This window comes from Alteromonas sp. BZK5 (assembly GCF_014349115.1).
Taxonomy (GTDB): Bacteria; Pseudomonadota; Gammaproteobacteria; order Enterobacterales; family Alteromonadaceae; genus Alteromonas; species Alteromonas macleodii.
This window is the reverse complement of the sequence record NZ_JACSOE010000153.1, coordinates 1-4,442: the sequence shown is the minus strand read 5'-3', so window position 1 is coordinate 4,442 and position 4,442 is coordinate 1. Positions and strand designations below refer to the sequence as shown.

Sequence of the window (4,442 nt, the reverse complement as noted above, 5' to 3'; positions counted from 1 at the left end):
ATCCGATCACTTAAGGTAAAACTGGCAGGGACGAAAAAGAAGATGAAAAAGTGATCGGATAAAACCGAAACGACCGATCGGATTCACCGAAATACGCATCGTTTAGATGCCTGATAAGCCATAAGTTTTGATCGTCCAAATACTTTTGCCCAATAAGGCGCTAGCCCAGTGTGGATTGAACCGGTAACCGGGTCTTCATCACCGCCGTTCGCAGGCCAGAAGTAACGGGATACGAAGTCAAATTGCGTACCAGGCGCTGTCACTACCACATCATAGGGGGCGAGTGATTTAAGCTGCTCGCTGTCTTGAATTACGCTTAAAACGTCGTCTTCGTCAGAATAAACAGCAAAGTAAGCTTGGTTATTTTTTAAAATATTTTTGGGCTTGATAGAAAGCCCTTGTAGTAACGCTTCAGGCACATCGTTGACTGGGTGAGGCATTCTATTGGGGAAGTCCATTTGAATGAATCCGTCGTTTTTCTTAACGACTTTCATCATCCCAACCGACTTGGCGAATAGAGAAATATGCGGTAATTGGTAATTTTCGCTAAAGATTACGAACGCGGATGCCAGCGTTGCGTGGCCACAGAAGTCGATTTCCGTCATGGGGGAAAACCAACGTATAGCAAATACGCCATTATCATCTTCAACTAAAAAGGCGGTTTCTGAAAGGTTATTTTCAGCAGCGATTTCTTGCATTTTTTCATCGCTAAGCCATTTACCCGTTATAACTACTGCAGCAGGATTGCCCTTAAACCTTACATTAGTAAATGCATCGACAACGTTAATTTTAATTTTCATTCGAACGCGCTTTTTTTATGATCGTATTTAAGTCTGGTTTAATTGGCATTGCCTTAAATGGGCTAACGTTAGCGCCACCTGTATTTCCATGAGGTACTAGCCCAAAAACAGTTTTTGTGGCAGCGCCCGCAATTCTGAAAAGTTGACCAAAAAACTCACCAATATTGCCTTGTTTCACTGCCCATAAAAGCATTTGAACGTGTACTTTAACGTGTAGCCTTGTAGAGGCTTGACCAAGAACGTGGGCATTTTCCAAATGAGCGAAGGCTTCAGCCTTATTTCCGTAATTTTGCTCATTGCGGGCTAATGCCAACTCATCTTCTACATAAGGGCGAATATTGCGCGTAAAGCCTTTTGCTTTGAACATGGTGTAAGCACCTTTATTGAGGTTGATTTAAACCAAGCTCTTTTTGCATTTTCTTGGTTAACCCTAACGATACTAGTTTATAAGATGCGCTTAAATAGTATTTTAACGCTTCATCTTCATCACTCTCGCAATTGTACTGTTGTATCCATTTCATTCCACGACTAGCGAGATAGGGCGCAGGCCTATAGCCAGGCTTTTCTTCCAGAAAATAATAGTTTTGCTCAGATGTTTTAAAGGTAAAAGCAGGGTGTCCGTCCTTGCTAATGCTCCCTATAGCAAAGACTTTACCACCTACTTTCCATACTTCTGAACTCCCCCACTGAACGACGTGAGTAGTGTGGGGGAGTGCTTTGCAATAGTGATTGAATTCATCAATGGTCATATGATTCTTTTTATTGAAGAAGCTGACTAGTGGTTATTGTGATTAGTAAGCATCTTAATAAAGGTTTGGTTCATATCGCTACCCTCTTTTAAGAACTCGTAGTTAAGCATGTGGTCTGCCCCTTGGTAGTTTATGTGCTTACACTTATGTTTAGTGCGCGCATTCATTTTTTCACAAACTGTTTCAGCCATAGTAGGCGAGGGCCAAATTTCATCGTTTTCGCCAGTCATTAACACAACATCGGCGCTGATTTTCTGTACAGGAATATTAGCTTTACCGTTGTCTGCTCGATTTTCTAAAGATTGCGTATAGAGATCTAGCAAACCATTAACTTCACCCGACGGGTTGAAAGGAACAAACGCTAAGTCTTGCCCGTCGTAAGTCCAGCTGGAACCAGGCACTTTACTCCAATCTTTCAAAATACCTGCCCAAACAACAGAGCTAGGCGCAATAGCAACCACATTTGAAATACTTGGTTCTTTTGACGCTAGAAGAAGTGACAGTTCAGCGCCTTTCGACCAGCCAACTACAATAATGTCGTCCGGCGTGGTTTCTGGTTGTGATTTTAACCACGACATAGCCTGAATTACATATTCAAGAGGTATTCTCTCTAACTCTGGTGGTAAGCCTTCTTCCTTAAAATAAGCTAAAGCTAGGGTAGGGAATCCCGCTTCAACGATTGGACTAGCGAGCTTTTCTGGCACGCCGCCTTCGGATCCTCCAAGCACTAAAACGCCAACTTTACGTTCTTGTGACTCTGAAGAGTAATACGTAGCAACAAAACCATCATCTTCTATTTTTAGCGAACGCGTAGAGGCTTCACACGAGAAAGAGACTAGCAAGGAAAAGAAAAAATAGATAAGTAAGGTTTGTGTTTTCATTTTTTTACCCGTTTTTTTAACATGAAATTAAGGTTGAGTACTCAACTGAAATAGCGCGCTCGATTATTCAATGGTCTTATGATTTTGTATATCGTTGCATATTTCGCAATGGATCCGCTTTTTAAAATTGTAAATGCGGCGAGCTGCAAATATAGAAATAGATATAAAAGCCCATGTAACCCCGAATTCAAGAGAGTAGGAAAAAGACTGGCCTTTAAAGTATTGAACACTGGCAAAAATAGTGGCCAGCAAGGGATATGCGACTAGGTATTGTAAAGTCCATTTTTTTATAGGCATTGTCGTTCCTTCGTAAATTTTCAAAATATAGATTTAGGCTATCACTAGTGTTCATCTACATATAAGCGTTGATAAAATGCGTGTCAATTTTAACCTTAAGATTGCTCATACATTTTAATAGGCATTCCATTTTCATTTCTGAGTATTCTTTTTGATTTTTTTCTTTCTAACTCAGCTTTCCATTCTGGCTTAATCACAAGATAGTAATAAACAATAAAGCCCAGCCATGATAATAAAAACGACATCAAGAACCAGATGACCTTGTTATTACCAGAAGCCTTTTTAGATATAAGTGCTAGAACCCAAGGTAGGATATTTATTGTGAAAAAAGAGATAAAAAGTACAAGTAAAAACGATAAGTTCATAAAATATCCTTTCTTATTAAACTATCTAATAGAGAACACGGCAGCCATATAAGATGTGAAACTCGTGTGCGAAAATTAGAATCTACGTGTCGGGATCCGTGCTTACGTATTTCAACGGCCAGTTCGAGCTTCTTACTAGTTTGCCTTCTGATCTTGGAAACATCAATGATTCTCCAATTCAGGCTTGGGGTAACTACTTTTAAAACTAAATGCATCCTGAGATTCTCCGTTTTCCCGAAGATGGTCTAATTTAGTGATAGCTTCCTGAAGGGTTGGAATATGACCCTTCGGTATCCACCAAAGCACATAAGATGCTTCGCTTAAGGGCAAAAACCACTCTTTTTTACGCTTAAGGAAATCAACGTGATGCGTCTTGAACATGAAGTTCTTAAGGGACTCTACGCTTTCCCAAACAGACATGTTAACAATGATATCTGGGTTATTTTCTACCTCTATATTAGTGGCATCACCTGATTCGTCTTTCAAACGCCAGATAAATCCTAGACTTTGTTCAGCAATGGCGTTGATAGGGTCTAAGTTATTTACAAAGTCCGCCATTTCGGGGGACTCCAAGTTAAACCTGACTTTTCCAATATTCAATTGAGCGAGAAACTTAGTGCGGATCTCTTTTAAGAATCGTCTTATTTCTGATTTAGCCATTGATTTCTCAGAAGCTTCTAACATTAAGCTAAGAGGCGCATATGCGCTGAGCATAATGGCGAAGCCGCCCCGCGTGTATGCGTCACAGTGAAGGTAGTGAGTGAGTTTATTGGGTTGTTAGCTACCACAGTTTAAAAAAACTGCATGGCTAAACACGTTTTTTGCTTTTTCAATCTCACTCTCTAGATGCTTAGGTTGCACCCAGACATCAGTTGCGTTGCTGGTGTTTTGAAAGAGGCTTAATCTATTACCGTGAACCTCAATTTTTACAACGCTCTCAATTGGAATAGTTTTCTTGCTTGCTAGAGTAAACTGAAGCTTATTAGTTCGATTAATCAGTACCTCGTTTCCAATAAGCTCAAAAAGTTCTCTGTTTCGATTCCTGAAGTGCAAGATAAAATAATTGGACGCTAATGCAATCAATAGAATTAAAGATAGATTTTGCATTAAAAAAGAGAACGATTCTTCCATAATTTCCTCTAGTAGCTAACACTAAGCTATGGGGCGATAACAAATGGGCTTAAATTAGGAACGAAGAGACGCAGCCCATGTATTAGCGTCCCAGCGAGCAGCGCGAGCGCCTTTAGTGGCTTGATACTTATTGAGCCTTCTCCCCAGCTTAACCAATTTTATTGGCTAAGCTGGAAGGCGACCAAACCCAAAATGGAGAAGACTCAATGCAATTCTATA

The 4,442-nt window shown here is 40.3% G+C and carries 7 protein-coding genes; all 7 read right to left on the bottom strand.

The annotated features are described in order from the left end of the window. Nucleotides 1–83: 83 nt before the first annotated feature. Nucleotides 84–800 carry a PhzF family phenazine biosynthesis protein gene (locus BIZ39_RS20370; protein WP_262385821.1) on the bottom strand — a complete coding sequence of 239 codons (717 nt, stop codon included), beginning with the start codon at nucleotides 798–800 and terminating at the stop codon, nucleotides 84–86. Then, on the bottom strand, nucleotides 790–1,167 hold the full coding sequence (locus BIZ39_RS20365; protein WP_049588956.1) for a DUF3703 domain-containing protein: 378 nt from the start codon (nucleotides 1,165–1,167) through the stop codon (nucleotides 790–792). Before BIZ39_RS20365 ends, BIZ39_RS20370 begins: the two co-directional genes overlap by 11 nt. Nucleotides 1,168–1,180: 13 nt before the next feature. Next, nucleotides 1,181–1,549: an MmcQ/YjbR family DNA-binding protein gene (locus BIZ39_RS20360; protein WP_156078441.1), complete on the bottom strand. Its 369-nt coding sequence runs from the start codon at nucleotides 1,547–1,549 to the stop codon at nucleotides 1,181–1,183. A 26-nt stretch (nucleotides 1,550–1,575) separates the two neighbouring features. After that, entirely contained in the window at nucleotides 1,576–2,430 is an 855-nt protein-coding gene (locus BIZ39_RS20355; protein WP_187447903.1) for an acyl-CoA thioester hydrolase/BAAT C-terminal domain-containing protein, read from the bottom strand. A 392-nt stretch (nucleotides 2,431–2,822) separates the two neighbouring features. Further along, nucleotides 2,823–3,092 carry a hypothetical protein gene (locus tag BIZ39_RS20350; RefSeq protein ID WP_014949705.1) on the bottom strand — a complete coding sequence of 90 codons (270 nt, stop codon included), beginning with the start codon at nucleotides 3,090–3,092 and terminating at the stop codon, nucleotides 2,823–2,825. Nucleotides 3,093–3,254: 162 nt separating this feature from the next. Further along, the gene (locus BIZ39_RS20345; RefSeq protein ID WP_187447902.1) at nucleotides 3,255–3,752 is read right to left on the bottom strand and encodes a DUF3291 domain-containing protein; all 498 of its coding nucleotides are present in this window, start codon (nucleotides 3,750–3,752) and stop codon (nucleotides 3,255–3,257) included. Nucleotides 3,753–3,869: 117 nt separating this feature from the next. Next, nucleotides 3,870–4,223, bottom strand: a complete 354-nt coding sequence (locus BIZ39_RS20340) for a hypothetical protein (protein ID WP_131138440.1) — start codon at nucleotides 4,221–4,223, stop codon at nucleotides 3,870–3,872. Between the last annotated feature and the right edge of the window lie 219 nt (nucleotides 4,224–4,442).